This is a genomic window from Campylobacter sp. RM16192, assembly GCF_004803855.2.
In the GTDB taxonomy this organism is placed as follows: Bacteria; Campylobacterota; Campylobacteria; order Campylobacterales; family Campylobacteraceae; genus Campylobacter_A.
In genome coordinates this window covers 16,478-32,142 of the sequence record NZ_CP012552.1, presented here as the reverse complement: position 1 = coordinate 32,142, position 15,665 = coordinate 16,478, and the positions used below count along the sequence as shown (strand labels likewise).

The 15,665-nt window shown below is 38.3% G+C and carries 29 protein-coding genes; all 29 read right to left on the bottom strand.

Translation table 11 applies throughout. The features are described from left to right. Positions 1–63 precede the first annotated feature (63 nt). Positions 64–984 (bottom strand): ABC transporter substrate-binding protein, encoded by a 921-nt coding sequence (locus CDOMC_RS00250; protein WP_172126869.1) that lies wholly within the window; start codon positions 982–984, stop codon positions 64–66. Between the two features lie 185 nt (positions 985–1,169). After that, positions 1,170–1,862, bottom strand: a complete 693-nt coding sequence (locus CDOMC_RS00245) for an ABC transporter ATP-binding protein (RefSeq protein WP_172126867.1) — start codon at positions 1,860–1,862, stop codon at positions 1,170–1,172. Further along, the gene (locus CDOMC_RS00240; protein WP_172126865.1) at positions 1,862–2,608 is read right to left on the bottom strand and encodes an ABC transporter permease; all 747 of its coding nucleotides are present in this window, start codon (positions 2,606–2,608) and stop codon (positions 1,862–1,864) included. The genes CDOMC_RS00245 and CDOMC_RS00240 overlap by 1 nt, the downstream gene beginning before the upstream one ends. Then, on the bottom strand, positions 2,605–3,216 hold the full coding sequence (locus tag CDOMC_RS00235; protein ID WP_172126863.1) for a hypothetical protein: 612 nt from the start codon (positions 3,214–3,216) through the stop codon (positions 2,605–2,607). Before CDOMC_RS00235 ends, CDOMC_RS00240 begins: the two co-directional genes overlap by 4 nt. Before the next feature lie 150 nt (positions 3,217–3,366). Continuing rightward, complete coding sequence (gene rplQ, locus CDOMC_RS00230; RefSeq protein ID WP_172126861.1) at positions 3,367–3,723, bottom strand: 50S ribosomal protein L17; 357 nt, start codon at positions 3,721–3,723, stop codon at positions 3,367–3,369. 11 nt (positions 3,724–3,734) lie between these two features. After that, entirely contained in the window at positions 3,735–4,751 is a 1,017-nt protein-coding gene (locus CDOMC_RS00225; RefSeq protein WP_172126859.1) for a DNA-directed RNA polymerase subunit alpha, read from the bottom strand. A gap of 14 nt (positions 4,752–4,765) precedes the next feature. Next, on the bottom strand, positions 4,766–5,392 hold the full coding sequence (gene rpsD, locus CDOMC_RS00220; protein WP_172126857.1) for a 30S ribosomal protein S4: 627 nt from the start codon (positions 5,390–5,392) through the stop codon (positions 4,766–4,768). 22 nt (positions 5,393–5,414) lie between these two features. Next, positions 5,415–5,807, bottom strand: a complete 393-nt coding sequence (gene rpsK / locus CDOMC_RS00215; protein WP_172126855.1) for a 30S ribosomal protein S11 — start codon at positions 5,805–5,807, stop codon at positions 5,415–5,417. A 9-nt stretch (positions 5,808–5,816) separates the two neighbouring features. Further along, the gene (rpsM, locus tag CDOMC_RS00210) at positions 5,817–6,185 is read right to left on the bottom strand and encodes a 30S ribosomal protein S13 (RefSeq protein WP_169941724.1); all 369 of its coding nucleotides are present in this window, start codon (positions 6,183–6,185) and stop codon (positions 5,817–5,819) included. Between the two features lie 3 nt (positions 6,186–6,188). After that, positions 6,189–6,302: a 50S ribosomal protein L36 gene (gene rpmJ, locus CDOMC_RS00205; protein WP_169975264.1), complete on the bottom strand. Its 114-nt coding sequence runs from the start codon at positions 6,300–6,302 to the stop codon at positions 6,189–6,191. Between the two features lie 157 nt (positions 6,303–6,459). Continuing rightward, positions 6,460–6,678: a translation initiation factor IF-1 gene (infA, locus tag CDOMC_RS00200; RefSeq protein WP_002943098.1), complete on the bottom strand. Its 219-nt coding sequence runs from the start codon at positions 6,676–6,678 to the stop codon at positions 6,460–6,462. A 141-nt stretch (positions 6,679–6,819) separates the two neighbouring features. Beyond that, on the bottom strand, positions 6,820–7,578 hold the full coding sequence (gene map / locus CDOMC_RS00195; protein WP_172126853.1) for a type I methionyl aminopeptidase: 759 nt from the start codon (positions 7,576–7,578) through the stop codon (positions 6,820–6,822). A 1-nt stretch (position 7,579) separates the two neighbouring features. Continuing rightward, complete coding sequence (gene secY, locus CDOMC_RS00190) at positions 7,580–8,842, bottom strand: preprotein translocase subunit SecY (protein ID WP_170019515.1); 1,263 nt, start codon at positions 8,840–8,842, stop codon at positions 7,580–7,582. Next, entirely contained in the window at positions 8,842–9,243 is a 402-nt protein-coding gene (gene rplO, locus CDOMC_RS00185; RefSeq protein WP_172126851.1) for a 50S ribosomal protein L15, read from the bottom strand. Before rplO ends, secY begins: the two co-directional genes overlap by 1 nt. Before the next feature lie 11 nt (positions 9,244–9,254). After that, entirely contained in the window at positions 9,255–9,698 is a 444-nt protein-coding gene (gene rpsE / locus CDOMC_RS00180) for a 30S ribosomal protein S5 (protein ID WP_169975256.1), read from the bottom strand. A gap of 15 nt (positions 9,699–9,713) precedes the next feature. Beyond that, positions 9,714–10,070: a 50S ribosomal protein L18 gene (gene rplR / locus CDOMC_RS00175; protein WP_170019519.1), complete on the bottom strand. Its 357-nt coding sequence runs from the start codon at positions 10,068–10,070 to the stop codon at positions 9,714–9,716. Positions 10,071–10,080: 10 nt separating this feature from the next. Then, positions 10,081–10,617 (bottom strand): 50S ribosomal protein L6, encoded by a 537-nt coding sequence (rplF, locus tag CDOMC_RS00170; protein WP_172126849.1) that lies wholly within the window; start codon positions 10,615–10,617, stop codon positions 10,081–10,083. 283 nt (positions 10,618–10,900) lie between these two features. Then, positions 10,901–11,296, bottom strand: coding sequence for a 30S ribosomal protein S8 (gene rpsH, locus CDOMC_RS00165; RefSeq protein WP_172126847.1), 396 nt, complete (start codon positions 11,294–11,296; stop codon positions 10,901–10,903). Positions 11,297–11,305: 9 nt separating this feature from the next. Further along, the gene (locus CDOMC_RS00160; protein ID WP_172126845.1) at positions 11,306–11,491 is read right to left on the bottom strand and encodes a type Z 30S ribosomal protein S14; all 186 of its coding nucleotides are present in this window, start codon (positions 11,489–11,491) and stop codon (positions 11,306–11,308) included. Between the two features lies 1 nt (position 11,492). Beyond that, on the bottom strand, positions 11,493–12,038 hold the full coding sequence (gene rplE, locus CDOMC_RS00155; RefSeq protein ID WP_172126843.1) for a 50S ribosomal protein L5: 546 nt from the start codon (positions 12,036–12,038) through the stop codon (positions 11,493–11,495). 2 nt (positions 12,039–12,040) lie between these two features. Then, positions 12,041–12,277, bottom strand: coding sequence for a 50S ribosomal protein L24 (gene rplX, locus CDOMC_RS00150; protein WP_002943173.1), 237 nt, complete (start codon positions 12,275–12,277; stop codon positions 12,041–12,043). Further along, the gene (gene rplN, locus CDOMC_RS00145; protein ID WP_169975246.1) at positions 12,277–12,645 is read right to left on the bottom strand and encodes a 50S ribosomal protein L14; all 369 of its coding nucleotides are present in this window, start codon (positions 12,643–12,645) and stop codon (positions 12,277–12,279) included. The genes rplX and rplN overlap by 1 nt, the downstream gene beginning before the upstream one ends. Beyond that, positions 12,645–12,896: a 30S ribosomal protein S17 gene (gene rpsQ / locus CDOMC_RS00140; protein ID WP_169975244.1), complete on the bottom strand. Its 252-nt coding sequence runs from the start codon at positions 12,894–12,896 to the stop codon at positions 12,645–12,647. The genes rplN and rpsQ overlap by 1 nt, the downstream gene beginning before the upstream one ends. 10 nt (positions 12,897–12,906) lie before the next feature. Then, positions 12,907–13,092, bottom strand: coding sequence for a 50S ribosomal protein L29 (gene rpmC, locus CDOMC_RS00135; RefSeq protein ID WP_169975242.1), 186 nt, complete (start codon positions 13,090–13,092; stop codon positions 12,907–12,909). Beyond that, positions 13,079–13,504, bottom strand: a complete 426-nt coding sequence (gene rplP / locus CDOMC_RS00130) for a 50S ribosomal protein L16 (protein WP_169975240.1) — start codon at positions 13,502–13,504, stop codon at positions 13,079–13,081. The genes rpmC and rplP overlap by 14 nt, the downstream gene beginning before the upstream one ends. Before the next feature lie 2 nt (positions 13,505–13,506). Continuing rightward, positions 13,507–14,205 (bottom strand): 30S ribosomal protein S3, encoded by a 699-nt coding sequence (rpsC, locus tag CDOMC_RS00125; RefSeq protein ID WP_169975238.1) that lies wholly within the window; start codon positions 14,203–14,205, stop codon positions 13,507–13,509. A gap of 1 nt (position 14,206) precedes the next feature. Continuing rightward, on the bottom strand, positions 14,207–14,539 hold the full coding sequence (gene rplV, locus CDOMC_RS00120) for a 50S ribosomal protein L22 (RefSeq protein WP_172126841.1): 333 nt from the start codon (positions 14,537–14,539) through the stop codon (positions 14,207–14,209). A 10-nt stretch (positions 14,540–14,549) separates the two neighbouring features. Next, the gene (rpsS, locus tag CDOMC_RS00115; protein ID WP_169941760.1) at positions 14,550–14,831 is read right to left on the bottom strand and encodes a 30S ribosomal protein S19; all 282 of its coding nucleotides are present in this window, start codon (positions 14,829–14,831) and stop codon (positions 14,550–14,552) included. Between the two features lie 2 nt (positions 14,832–14,833). Then, positions 14,834–15,664, bottom strand: coding sequence for a 50S ribosomal protein L2 (rplB, locus tag CDOMC_RS00110; protein ID WP_172126839.1), 831 nt, complete (start codon positions 15,662–15,664; stop codon positions 14,834–14,836). Position 15,665 lies beyond the last annotated feature (1 nt).

The following is a 15,665-nucleotide window of genomic DNA, read 5'->3' as shown; positions in this document are numbered from 1 at the left end:
AATTTTAAATTTCGGAGGTTTTGGGAGTTTTTAAGGTTAAAGGGCAAATTTGCCCTTTAAATTTTAGTTTATTAGAAGTGATTTTATGTCTATTTTTTGCTCGATCATCTTGCTTTCAAGCATAAATTCTTGCGTAGCTTCAAGTGCTTTTATATCATCAGCCGTGATCTTTGAGCTAAAGTCATACTGCGGATACATGCTCTTAACCGCTTCTATACTAAGGCCGGTTTCCTGGGCTGTAAATTTAAGAGCTTCCTCTTCGTTTGCTTTGATAAAATCTAAAATTTCATCCTGAGTCTTCTTAAATTTCTCAACTACATCTTTGTGCTTCTTATAAAACTCTCCGCTTGTAGCCGTTACGATAACCGGAGTGATGACGCCCTTGCCGGTTGTGACGATGTGAAGTCCTGATTTTTGTGCGTTATAAGCTGCAGGCCCAGCCAAAAGCGCCATATCAACGCTTCCGTTTTCAAGTGCGGCTTGTGCAGGCGGGATGCCCATAGAGATGAACTCAACGTCGTTTATACTAAGTCCGCCAAGTGCAAGGTATCTAACCAAAAGCTCGTTTAGTATCGTGCCTTTAGGTCCTGCGATCTTCTTGCCTTTTAGATCTTTTGGCGATTTTATGCTTTTATCTTTAGCAAATATAACAAACGCTTCAGGCGCTCTTGAATACGCACTTATGATCTTGATATCAGCCTTGTTTGCAGCCGCTAGGATAACCGAAGTGCCGCCCACACAGTTAAGAAACTGAAGCGAATTTGATGCGAGCGCTTGAGTCTGCTTGGCTCCTGAAGTTATCTCAAAATACTCCACCGGCACGCCAAATGATTTGCCGTAAAAGCCTTTGAATTTATCGACGATTGACGGGACGTTTAGCGGTGATTTGACGTAAGTTATGCCGATTTTGTCTAAATTTTCTTTTGCATTTGCAAGAGAGCAAAGCAAGGAAAACGCACATAAAATTTTAAAGATCTTTCTCATCTTTTCTCCTTTTTGATTTAAAAACCAAATTATATAAAATTTTTGCTTCATTCTGGTTTTAATTATCAATTGCCATAATACTTTTTTAGAAATTTTAATCATACTAAATAGTAAAGAGAAAAGTTCTAGCTATCTTAGAAACCTCGACAAATTGTACGGTTTGCAATAGAATGCGAGATAGACCGCTAAATGTGAGCTAAAATTTCGCGCTTTAGCCTTATCACATCATCACAAAGCAAGTCTCTGGGCCTAGCTAAATTTGATAGATCGTAGCTTGATTTGATACCGCCTTTTTCAAGCAAGATGATCTCGTCTGCCAAAAATAGCGCTTCATCGATATTGTGAGTTACAAAAAGGATGGTTTTGCCGGCTTGTATCTTTAAAATTTCAGCTTGCATACTGGCCCTCGTAAAGGCATCAAGCGCCGCAAAAGGCTCATCCATAAGGATCAAATTCGCCTCATACGCAAGCACTCGTGCAAGAGCGACGCGAGAGGACATGCCGCCTGAAAGCTGCGAAGGAGAGGCGAATTTAAAGTCGTTAAGCCCTATCATCGATATGAGATCATCAATTTTAGCCTCGTTAATCTCATGCTTTTTGAGCGAAAAAACGATATTTTCATAGACGTTTAAAAACGGCATAAGGCGCGCTTCTTGAAAGACAAAGCCGATTTTGGCTTCATTTTTGATCCTGATCTCGCCTGCACTTAGGCTCTCAAGCCCGGCAATAAGCCTTAAAAGAGTTGTTTTACCACAACCACTCCTGCCAAGCACGACGGTGATCTTATCTTTTTTGATGGTTAAATTTAAATTTTTTATGACGTCAAGGCGCTTGCCGTGGATGAAAAAATACTTGGATAAATTTGAGATTTCTATCATTATTCGCCTCGCAAAACTCTAAATTTGGCTATCAAAAACAAAAATATCCGATCAATAAGCACCCCACAAACTCCGATCGTAAATATACCCACAAATATCCTATCCGCGCGCGAAAGCTCTTCTGCGTCAAGGATAAGATAGCCAAGTCCGCTTGAGGCTGCGATCATCTCCGCTCCAATGATGGCTCTCATAGCGTAGCCAAAGCCGATACGCATTCCGACAAAAATGTCTTTAAGTGCGCTTTTTAGAATGATTTTGTAAAAAATTTCAAATTTGCTAAAACCAAAAATTTTACCGACTTCAATGAGCTTAATATCGCAGTTCGTTAGCCCTTTTGAAATGCTTAAAAACATCGGGAAAAACGACGCAAGGATGATGATGATTATCTTTGGAGCCTCGTTAATGCCAAACCAAAGCACCAAAATCGCAATCAAGCTAAGCGGAGGAATGTTTCTAAAAAACTCCAAAATCCACTCGTAATAAACGCTGATCTTAGGCAGAAGTACCGCTATGCCACCAAGAATAAGCGCCAGCGCAAAAGCAAGAGCGTAGCCTGTAAAAATGCGCTTAAAGCTAATGAGCGTGTGCGTAACCAACTCGCCGCTTAGCGTCATATTAAACATAGTTTTAAAGGTGACGATCGGACTTGGCAGGATATAAGCCGTAAAAATTTCAAGCTCGCAAACAGTGTGCCAAATAGCAAACACAGCAAGGATCAAAATGCTCTTTTTAAAAATTTCCTTCAAAGCCCGTCTCCATTGTGACAGCCGTTTTCGCAGTGCAAAAGCTCGATGATCTGATAGTTTTTTAGCTCGTTAAATTTATAAGAAAATGCGTTTTGTATCTTTTCTTCGCTGCTTAAACTGAGAGTTTTTATGCCCAAATTTTCAAAAAAACCAACGGGAATCGGGCTTAAATTTATTTTGTTTGTGCTCAAATTTATCTCGTTTAGCTCTTTAAAATCTTTCCAAGTTAAAAATGTAGTCTGAGTCAAATTTAACTCTCTGCCAAGCTTGGCTAAATCCTCGCAAGGGGTAGTTATAAAAAGATGTTCGTCGTGCTTTAAATTTGCGCTAAGTTCAAGTGCACTTTCTATGAGGATAGGATTTAGCTTTGAAATTTGACTCGAATGCTCTTTGAAATTTGATCTTATAAAGTTTACAGCTCTAGGGCAGCGACTATCTAGGATTAAATTTTTAAATTTGAGCTGGTTTTTGTAGGCTGTTTTAACATTTTTAACATGATCTTTTTTACACTCTACGATACTAAAACCCTTATCTTCTAAAAGCTTCTTTAGGGATTCAAAATCATAAATGCTTTTTACAATGGGGTTTAACCAAACTAGTTTTTTCATAAGCTCTTTCGTTAAATTTATAGATCAAATTTTTGATAATTAGAGTTAAAATTGTATCTTTTGGAAATTTAAAGTTACGTAAAATAAAGGCTAAAAAATTAAAATTATAAATGAAGAATTAGAAAGAAGAGAGCCGAAGCTCTCTAAAAATTATTCGCTAACTAGCTCTATATAAGCCATTTCAGCTGCATCGCCACGTCTAATGCGAGTTTTTACTATTCTTGTATAGCCGCCGTTGCGTCCTACAAATTTAGGAGCTACTTCGGTAACAAGCTTGTTTGTAGTCTCTTTGTCTTGAAGGCTTGCAAAAACTGCTCTGTGAGCGTTGCTATCGCCTTTTCTAGCTCTTGTGATAAGCTTTTCGATATAGCTTCTAAGCTCTTTTGCTTTTGGTAGAGTGGTCTCAATCTTTTCACTTTTTATTATCGCAATTGCCATATTTTTAAGCAATGCAGAACGATGAGATGCCGTTCTACCTAATTTTCTATAACCATGTTTATGTCTCATTTATTGTCCTTTTATTCTTTTGGGCTGGTTTGTGATTTTAGCTCAGCAATCTTCTTTTTAAGCTGATCTTTACCGTTGCCTAAAGCATTGCCTCCGATAGGATATCCAATCTCTTCCATTACGGCTTTTATCTCTTCAAGAGATTTTTTACCTAGATTTTTAAGATCTCTCAGCTCATTTTCATCCATTAAAGCAAGCTCACCGATAAATCTAACATCTGCTCTATCAAGGCAGTTAAAGCTTCTAGCGCTTAAATTTAAATCTTCAACACTTTGAAGAAGTTTAGTATGCTCACCTGAAGCCATAGCTCCACTAGTCTGTGCAGAGATATCAATATCCAAAACGCCTTTAAATACAGACATTTGGTGATACATAGCCTCAATGGCATGCTTAAATGCTTCTATTGCACCAACCTGACCATCGGTAGTAACTGTAAAAACTATCTTTTCATAATCTGGGTTGTCTTCAACCAAAACATTTTGCAACTCATACACAGCCTTTTTTACTGGCGTAAAGAAAGCATCAAGAGCTATATAGTCATCTTCCATCTCTTCACGAATCTCTTCGCTAGGAACATAACCTATACCTTTTTGTATAATGATCGAAAATTTAAGCTCAGCATCTTCATTTATAGTAGCCAAATAAGCATCAGGATTTACAATCTCAACCAAATCATTGCCAAGATCTTTACCGCTTATCTCTTTTGGCCCTTTAAAAGAATACTCCACAATCTCTTTTTCAGAGTCATTTTTAAGCTTGAAGCGCAAATTCTTTAAATTTATAATGAACTGAGCAACATCTTCAAGCATACCGCGCATAGAATCAAACTCGTGCGCAACACCCTCTATCTTAACGCCTGTAGCAGCAAATCCTACGGTGCTGCTATAAAGAAGACGACGAAGAGGGTGAGCTAAAGTCACCGCATAACCTGTCTCAAATGGATAGGCTGTTATTCTAGCAACATTTTCGCTTATACTCTCTACCGAAATTTCGGTAGGCATATAAGCTGATGTAGTAATCTTTTTCATTATTACACCCCTTATTATTTCGAATAAAGCTCTACTATGAATCTTTCCTCAACAGGAATGACAACCTCTTCTCTTTCTGGTGTTCTTGTAAAAATTCCAAATTTTTTATCTTTTTCAACATCAACCCAAGAAACGATTCCGGTTTGTGCTGTGAGATCAATAGCGCGAACTATTTGAGGGTTGTTTTTTGACCTCTCTACTATCTCGATTTTAGCGCCGGCATCAACTCTGTATGATGGGATATCAACTTTTTTACCGTTTACTAAAATATGTCCGTGAGTTACAAGCTGACGAGCAAATCTGCGAGTTGTAGCAAAGCCCATTCTGTAAACTACGTTGTCAAGTCTTTGCTCAAGAAGTTGAACTAAAAGCGCACCTGTGTTGCCTTCTCTTCTAGCTGCTTCTTGGAATAGCTTTCTAAATTGCTTTTCAGAAATTCCGTACATAAATTTAGCTTTTTGTTTCTCTCTTAATTGAAGTCCGTATTCGCTAATCTTTGCTCTTCTTTGTCCGTGTTGTCCAGGAGCATAAGGGCGTTTTTCAACAGCTGATTTACCAGCCAATCTTCTCTCTCCCTTAAGTGCTAAGCTTACACCAAGACGTCTTTCTAATTTTTCAACAGGCCCTCTATATCTTGCCATAATAATTCTCCTAATTTTCTAATTATACGCGGCGGCGTTTTGGTGGTCTGCAACCATTGTGAGCAAGCGGAGTTATATCTTTAAGGAATGTAACTTTAATGCCCTCTATTGCACCTACACTTTTTACAGCAGTCTCTCTACCGCTTCCTGGACCCTGAACTTTTATGCCCACCTCTTTTATTCCGTGCTCTTTTGCTTTATTAATAGCATCTTCTACTGCTTGTTGAGCTGCATATGGAGTTGATTTTTTGCTTCCTTTAAAGCCTAAACCACCTGCGCTACTCCAAGCTATAGCATTTCCCATCTCATCAGTAACTGTTACCATGGTGTTGTTAAAAGTCGCACTGATATAAACAACACCTTTGGCAATACTTTTTCTTACTACTTTCTTTTTAGTTATCTTTCTTTTTGCCATCATCTATCCTTATTTTGTTGCAGAGCCAACAGTTTTACGCTTGCCTTTTCTGGTTCTAGCGTTTGTTTTAGTCTTTTGACCGCGCACCGGAAGACCCTTTCTATGGCGAAGACCTCTATAGCTTCCAAGATCCATAAGCGCTTTTATATCCATAGCAACGCTCTTTCTAAGATCACCTTCAACCACATGTTTCTCTTGGATCTCTTTACGAATAGCAGCAGCCTCATCTTCAGTTAGCTCATGAACTCTCTTGTCATAAGAAATTCCAGTAGCCGTAAGAATCTCTCTTGATTTATGAAGGCCGATACCATAAATGTAAGTTAGACCATACTCAATTCTCTTTTTTTTCGGTAAATCTACACCTGCAATACGAGCCATTCTTTATCCTTGTCTTTGTTTATGTTTTGGATTTTCGCAAATAATGCGAACTATACCTTTACGCTTGACAATTTTACATTTGTCACACATCTTCTTTACAGAAGGACGAACTTTCATCTCAGTCTCCTAAAAATTTATTCCACTTTTTGGGGGCTGCATCAGGTTTAAAGAAGTTATTAAACCAACTATTTTCAAAACAAGTGGTAGCTTTGAAAATAATTCTTCATACAGCTTAGTTGCAAAGGCTAGATTCTATCTAAAATCAGCTTTTGTTTTACTTATGTCTATAAATTATTCTACCTTTATCAAGACTATAAGGCGTGAGTTCTACTTTTACGCGATCTCCGGGCATGATCTTGATATAGTGCATTCTCATCTTGCCCGCGATATGACATAAAATCACATGCTTATTATCAAGCTCAACTTTAAATGTCGCATTAGGCAGAGCCTCTATAACATTGCCGTCAATCTCTATGACGTCGTCTTTTGCCACTATTTACCTCCTCTCATAAATTTGATCTTTATTCAGCTGCAGGATCGCAACATAAATAACTTAAAATTTTAACTCACCACAAATTAAAATTTTACAATTCACAAATTTGATTTGTAAATTGTAAAAACTTAGGCGATAAATTTACGCTTTACTTAAAATTTCAGCTCTTCCGTTGATCACAGCAACACAGTGCTCATAGTGGCTAGTTCTTAACCCATCCTTACTAGTTACTTTCCATTTGTCACTTCCAATAACCGGGGTTCCGTCTTTTTGGCATATCATCGGCTCTATACAAAAAACCATTCCGTTTTTAATCTTTGGTCCAGCTTTTGGGTTGTTGCCCTCTAAATAGTTTGGCACTTCAGGCTCTTCATGTGGGCGCTTACCTATGCCGTGTCCGCAAAATCCTCTTAACGGCACAAACCCTCTTGCAAGAATAAATTTCTCAAGCTCATAACTAAGCTCTTTAAAATGCATTCCATCTCTTATGATGTCAATCGCAAAATAAAGCGCATCTTTAGAACAAGCTATCAGAGCTTCATCCTCTTTTGAAATTTGCCCAACTGCAAAAGTTCGAGCAGAGTCACCAAAAAAGCCGTTTAAATTTGAGCCGATATCAACACCTACTATATCGCCTTCTTTTAGAATTGTTTTATTAGGAATGCCGTGTATAACTACCTCATTTAAACTTATGCAGGCTGCATTTGGAAAGCCGTAAAGTCCTTTAAAAGCAGGCTTTGCGCCGGCAGCACATATCATATCGTCGCAAATTTTATCAATCTCAAGAAGTGACATTCCCGGCTTTATGATACCTTCAACATAATCAAGCGTGCGAGCGACAATTTGATTTGCCGCTCGAAGCTTTTCAATTTCAGCCGGTTTTTTAAGCGAAATCGCCATTTTATAAGCCTACCGCACTTAGAGTTTGGTATTTGTTCATATAAATTTGAGCCTCAATCCTTCTCATTGTATCAAGTGCAACAGAAACAACAATCAAAACTGATGTTCCACCGAAATAAAAAGGCACACCCATAAATTTAACCAAAACCCAAGGCAAAGTTGAGATAAGTCCCAAATATATAGCACCTCCGAATGTCAAGCGCGATGCAATCTCATTTAGATACCCTGCAGTTCCCTCACCAGGCCTAATTCCAGGTATAAATCCACCCTGTCTTTTTAAATTTTCGCTAATATCTTTTGCGTTAAATACAATTGAAGCGTAAAAATATGCAAAAAACACTACAAGCAAGAATGTTAAAAAGTTAAAAAAGTATCCGTTCGGATTTAAAAAGTCGTTTATTGCCTGGATATATTTGTTTGTGCTTGCCTGTAAAATCGTACTTGGAAACATCAATATAGCACTAGCAAAGATAGGCGGGATAACACCGCTTAAATTTACTTTTATAGGGATGTAGTTCATTATACGCTTATTTTGGTTTTCCATTACAACTTTTCTGGAGTAAGAGACAGGGATACGTCTTTCGCCCATCTCAACAAAGATAACTATACCTACGGTTGCCAAAATAACAAGCAAAATTCCTATAACAACTAAGAAATTTAATTCGCCTGTATTTACAAGATTTACAGTTCCGCCAATAGCAGATGGGATTCCCGATACGATACCTGCAAAGATAATAAGACTTATACCGTTTCCTATTCCTCTTTGGGTTATCTGCTCGCCTATCCACATAAGCATCATAGTTCCTGCTAGCATTGAAGCTGCCGCAATAGCTATAAATAGATTCATATCTAGCATTATAGCCTGCTCACCACCTCTTCCACTTAAGCCCTGAAGTCCGATACTAACACCGATTGCTTGAACTACTGTTATGCCGATTGTGGCATAGCGAATGATCTGCATATACTTTTGCATACCGTCGCGATCTTTTTTCATCTTGCCTAAATTTGGGAATGTAGCAGCTAAGAGCTCCATAACAATGGAAGCTGTAATGTATGGCATAATACCAAGCGATATTATGCTTAATCTTTCAGCGGCCTTACCGCTAAACATATTAAATAATCCTAATGCATTAGAGCTATTTGAATCAAAAAACTCCTTAATTACATCGGCATTAACGCCAGGAACCGGCACATAGGCCAGTATCCTGTAAGCAAACAAAAATGCCAACGTGATTAATATCTTGTTGGTCAATGTTTTATTCATTATGCACGTCCGCTAACGATAACGTTCTCGTCTTTGATCTTTGAAACAAGAGTTTTTGCGCTCGCTCCAATTAGTTTTATTTTTGTAACGCTTCTTGAAATTTTATGAACAGTAGCGATTGAAGCGATTGTAATTTCGCCAAGCTCTTTTACCGCTGTAATTTTCTCAACGTTGATAACATAAGGTTTTTCAAATTTAGAAGCAAAACCTACCTTAGGAAGACGTCTTTGAAGCGGTTGTTGTCCACCTTCAAAACCTCTCTTTTCATTGTAGCCTTTTCTAGCTCTTTGACCCTTATGTCCTTTTCCTGCAGTTTTACCTTGACCGCTACCTTGACCGCGTCCTAATCTCTTAGTTTCGCGAGTTGAACCGGTAGCAGGAGTTAATTTTTCAAGTCCCATGTTCCCTCTCCTTAGCTTTTAAGCATACTTAATGCTTTGATTGTAGCGCGAACAACGTTTGCAGAGTTGTTTGAGCCAAGTGATTTTGTCAAGATATCCTTAATACCTGCAAGCTCTAGAATAGGGCGAGTTGAACCACCGGCTATAACACCTGTACCTTCGCTTGCTGGGCGAAGTAGAATTTTACTTGCATTGTATTTAACCTCTATATCGTGAGGAATAGTTGAACCTTTAAGTTTAACGTTAATAATGTTTTTGAAAGCATCATCAACTGCTTTTCTAATGGCATCAGGAACCTCTTTAGCTTTACCAAAGCCAAAGCCTACAAGTCCGTTTCTATTACCAACAACTATAAGAGCAGTAAATCTAAATCTACGACCACCTTTAACAACTTTCGTAACCCGACCGATATCGACGATTACTTCTTCAAATTCTTCTCTATTATACTTTTCCATCGATTTTCCTTTGGGTTATAGTTTTATGCCGTTTTCTCTCAAAGCGTCAGCAAAAGCCGCTACAACGCCGTGATACAAATAGCCGTTTCTATCGAATATCGCCTCTTCTATTCCCTTGCCTTTTAATGTTTTTGCAAATTCTTTTGCCAAAACAGCTGCGCCATCTTTATTGGCTTTTACACCAAGTTTTCTTCCGTCAGCTGCCGCAATAGTAACCGCAGCAACATCATCTATAGCTTGAACGTAAAGTGTTCTATTTGACTTAAAAATAGAAACTCTTGGCAATGTTGTTGTGCCAGAAATTTTTGCTCTGATTCTTTTTTTTCTCTTGATTCTAAGAGCCAATTTTCTTTTTAATACATTTGCTGTCATTGCCTATCCCTTACTTCTTAGATGTTTTACCGGCTTTGCGGATAATACGCTCTTCTACGTATTTAATACCCTTGCCTTTGTATGGCTCAGGTGGGCGGTAGCCTCTAACTTGAGCTGCGATTTGTCCTACTACTTGCTTATCATCGCCTTTAATTGTGATGATATTTTTCTCTACGCTTACTTCAACACCTTTTGGAACTTCGTGATTTACAGGGTGTGAAAAACCAAGAGTTAGCTCAAGCACATTGCCTTTTGCCGCTGCTTTATATCCAACACCATTTATCTCAAGCTTACGAATAAATCCGTCCGTAAGACCTGTAACGATATTATTAGCTAGCGCTCTGTATGTGCCCCAGTATGCTCTACTTTGTCTATCTTCGCCTTTAGGAGAAAATACGATTGAGCCATTTTCTACCTTAACATCAACATGACCTTTTGTGTCAAGTTCTTTTGTATTATTGCCTTTTTTAAATTTAAGCAAATTTCCTTCTACGCTGACATCTAGTCCATTTGGAATAGCTATCGGCTGTTTACCTATACGTGACATTTTTTTCCTTTTTACTTGTCTAGGGTATGTCTACTTTATACGAATGGATACCACAATACCATAAAAAGCAGAAACTAAATTCCACTTCGTCCAAAGTTAAATTTGAACGACTAAAAAGGGTAAAAACCCTTTTTAAACCTTTAAATTTTTATTATCTTAAATTTAGCAAATTTGATCGCTAAATTTTGAAGTGTTGCAAAAACAATAAGCCAATAAGCTTAGCCTATCGTGCAAGCTCCATTATAAAGTGCTATAAACGATGTCATGACATCGTTTATATTCATTACCACACAGTGCAGATGATCTCGCCACCAACTCCGGCTTTATGTGCGTCTTGGTTGCTTAAAACACCTTTACTTGTACTAACTATAATAGTTCCGTAACCGTTTTTAAATCTCTTGATATCCTCTTTGCCTTTATAGACACGACGACCAGGTTTTGAAACTCTTTTTAGTTCGTTTATAACGCCTCTTCCACGCTCATCATACTTTAAAACAACATTTATAAATTTTTTCTTATCCTCTTCAACCACATTATAGCTCTCTATATAGCCTTCTGCAGCCAAGATAGCCAAAGTTGCTTCTACAACGTTTGAGTGAAGCAATTTAGTTGTTTCAAGTCTTCTCATAGAAGCATTTCTGATACGTGTTAGTCCATCAGATATTAAATCATTCAACATTTTTTTTCCTTACCAGCTTGCTTTTTTAAGACCTGGAATTAGTCCTTCGTTAGCCATTTTTCTTAGACATACACGACAAATTCCAAAATCTCTATAAACAGAGTGTGGGCGTCCGCAAATTTGGCACCTTGTATATCCGCGCACTATAAATTTAGGAGTGCGCGCTGCTTTTGCAATCATTGATTTCTTTGCCATATTACTTTCCTTTTGCAAATGGCAAACCAAATAGTTCTAACAATTTGAATGCCTCTTTATCGCTATTTGTTGTAGTAACAACTGTAATATTCATACCGTGAGTGCGCAGAATCTTATCATACTCAACCTCAGGAAACATTAGCTGCTCGTCTAAACCGAAGCTATAGTTACCGCGTCCATCAAATCCATTTTTAGGAAGACCTCTGAAGTCCTTAACTCTAGGAAGAGCAATAGTAATAAGCTTATCTAAAAATGCATACATTTGCTCTTTTCTAAGAGTTACTTTCACTCCTACAGGAAATCCCTCACGAACTTTAAAGCCAGCAACTGACTTTTTAGCATCGGTCACAACCGCTTTTTGTCCAGCAATTAACGAAATCGTATCAGCCATATTTTGAAGTAGCTTTTGATCTTTTGCAGATTCGCCTGCACCTACACTAATAACGATCTTTTCAATCGCTGGGATAAGCATAGGATTTTTGATATCAAATTCTTTTGCTAAAGCTGGCTTAATGGTTTCGCTATATTTTACTTTTAATCTATTCATAATTAACCCTCAACCTTCGCAACATTTGAGATATCAATTGGCATCTCTTTATTTATAAAGCCACCGTTTGGAGTCTTTTCGCTTGGTTTGATAGCCTTTTTAGCTACTTTGCAACCCTCAACGATAACTTGTCCTTTTTTAGCAAGAACCGATAAAATTTTGCCTGTTTTGCCCTTGTCATCACCTGCAATAATCTTTACGGTATCGCCCTTTTTAACTTTGAATTTTACATTAGCCATTATAACACCTCCGGAGCAAGTGAAACAATCTTCATAAAGTTAGCATATCTAACCTCACGACCAACAGGTCCGAAGATACGAGTTCCTATAGGCTCTCTTTTGTTATCTAAGATTACCGCTGCATTCTCGTCAAATCTAATTAGCGAGCCGTTTTCTCTTTGAACCTCTTTTTTAGTTCTTACTACGACCGCTTTTACAACTTGACCTTTCTTGATCTTTCCGTTTGGAAGAGCTTTTTTAACAGAGCAAATAATAACATCACCAAGTGTTGCATATCTTCTTTTGCTTCCGCCTAAAACTTTTATACACATTAGCTCTTTTGCACCGCTATTATCAGCAACTGCAAGTCTTGTAAAACTTTGAATCATTACTCAACTCCCTTTGCTAATACAGCTTTTAGACGAAAACTTTTGCGTGCTGAAAGTGGTCTGCACTCAACTGCAACAACAGTATCTCCTGCTTTTGTTTCGTTTTTCTCATCATGAATCATATATTTCTTAAAGCGTTTTACAAATTTATGGTATCTTGGGTGCATAACACGTCTTTCTACCAAAATAGTAGCTGTTTTATCTCCAGCTTTTTGTAAAACAACACCTTGGATTTCTCTTTTAAATGCCATTTCTCACCCCTTATTTTGTTGCACTAATTGCAGTATTGATCTGTGCTATCTCTTTTTTAACAGCACGGATCTCGTTAGGGTTGCTTAACTGCATAGTCTTTAGCTTTTGTCTTAATGTAAATAAAAGCACCTTTTTCTCTTTCAATAACGCGTTTAGCTCTACTACGCTCTTATCTTTTAAATCAGTATATTTCATTTTCACTCTCTCGCGTTACAATTTTTGTCTTAAATGGCAACTTGTGCATAGCCAGCGTAAGCGCCTCGCGTGCAAGTTCCTCATTAACTCCTGCCAACTCATAAATGATTCTGCCAGGCTTAATGTTCATAACCCACTCTTCTACACCTGCCTTACCTTTACCCATACGAGTTTGAAGTGGCTTTTTAGTTAGTGGCTTATCAGGGAAAACTCTAATCCAAATTTTAGCCTGTCTCTTTACATGACGTGTAAGAGCTTGACGAGCAGCTTCGATTTGGCGTGAATTTACGCGTCCAGCCTCAACAGCCTTTATGCCTACTTCACCCATTGCAAGATCTATACCACGAGTAGCCTTACCGCGGTTGCGACCTTTCATCTGTTTGCGAAATTTTGTTCGTTTTGGCATCAACATGATTATTTACCCCTTCTTGCTCTGCGTGTTTTCTTAGGCGCCTCTTCCTCATTCTTCTCGACTTGAACGCCTTTTTGAAGAACTTCGCCTTTAAATATCCACACTTTAATACCTATATTTCCATAAGTAGTATGCGCCTCTGCGAAGCCATAATCAATCTTCGCTCTTAGTGTATGAAGAGGCACACGACCCTCCAAATACCACTCTGTTCTTGCCATCTCAGCGCCGCCTAGACGTCCAGCAACTGAAATTTTAATACCTTTAGCGCCAGATTTTTGAGCAGCTTGGATTACTTTTTTCATTGCACGTCTAAATGCAACACGTTTTTCAAGCTGCATTGCAACATTTTCTGCAGCAAGTTGAGCAGAAGATTGAGCTTTTCTCTCTTCTTTAATATTTACATTAACCTCTTTATTGATTAGCTTTTGGATATCCTCTTTTAGCTTCTCAACATCTGAGCCTTTTTTGCCAATAATGATTCCAGGGCGAGCTGCCACTACAGTCACTCTTATCTTCTTAGCTGTTCTTTCTATTACAATTTGTGAAATTCCAGCATAGTATAGTTTTTTCTTCAAAAATGCACGAATTTTATAGTCTTCGCCAATATTTTCTACCATACTTCCTTTAGTAGGAAACCATCTTGACTCCCAGTTGCGGTTGATTCCTAGTCTTAAACCGATCGGATTTACTTTCTGTCCCATATTATGCTTCCTTCTTTTCAGGTTTAGATACTTCTACCAAAATGTGAGAAGTAGGCTTGCGAATTCTGCTCGCGCTTCCTCTTGCTCTTGGTCTAAATCTTTTTAATACAGGACCCGCATCCACACGGCAGCTTTTCACAACTACCTCTTCAGGCTCAAAACCGCCATTTGCAACAGCCGAGCTGATTGCATTTGCTATAAATTTAGCGCCACGGTTTGGCATAAAGCTAAGGCTTGCAAGTGCAAGCTCAGCACTCATTCCCTGAACCTCATTTGCTATCAATCTTGTTTTAGTTGGAGATAGTCTTACGAATTTTATAATTGCTTTACTCATTCATATCTCCTTATTTGCCTATTTTCTTTTGCACTGAACCTTTATGGCCCTTAAATGTGCGTGTTGGAGCAAATTCGCCTAGTTTGTATCCGATATGATTTTCTGTAACATATACTGGAATGAAACTTTTACCATTGTGGACATTAAATGTTAGTCCAATCATTTCAGGCACAATCGTACTGCGTCTTGACCATGTTTTGATCGGCTTGTTGTCGTTGGCTTTTTTAGCAGCAACAACTTTTTTCATTACATGTCCGTCTACGAAAGGACCTTTTTTGAGTGATCTAGCCATCTCTATTTTCCTTTCCTTCTTGAAATAATTAGCTTATCGCTAGCTTTTTTGCGGCGAGTCTTAGCACCTTTTGTTGGTTTACCCCATGGAGTTACTGGATGACGGCCTGAATTTTTCTTACCTTCACCACCACCGTGTGGGTGATCTACTGGGTTCATAGCTGAACCACGAGTTTGAGGGCGAATTCCTCTGTGGCGATTTCTACCTGCTTTACCGATAGTTATGTTAGCCCAGTCTTCATTACCGATAACGCCAACGCTTGCCATACACTCTGCTAAAATTTGTCTCATCTCGCCACTTGGAAGTCTTAAGATGACATATTTTTCCTCTTTACCCATTAGCTGAGCATATCCGCCTGCAGATCTTGCTATCTGTCCGCCTTTGCCAGGTTTAAGCTCAACGTTATGAACGATTGTTCCCACAGGAATATTTTTAAGCTTCATTGCGTTACCTGGTTTTATATCAAGACCATCTTCAGCTGCAGATACGATATCGCCTATATTTAGTCCATTTGGTCTAATGATATAGCGTTTCTCGCCATCTTTATAAGCAATAAGTGCTATACGGCAGTTTCTATTTGGGTCATACTCAATAGCCTCAACCTTGCCTTCGATACCAAATTTGCGTCTTTTGAAGTCGATAATTCTGTATAGCTTTTTAGCACCGGCCTGTTTATGCCTTGAAGTAATTCTTCCGTTATTATTTCTACCGCCTGTTGCAGGAAGTTTTACAAGCAAACTTCTAACGCTTGGTTTAGCTGTGATATCTTCACTGCTAAGACCAGTCATAAATCTACGACTAGGTGTATATGGTTTATATGTTCTTATTGCCATC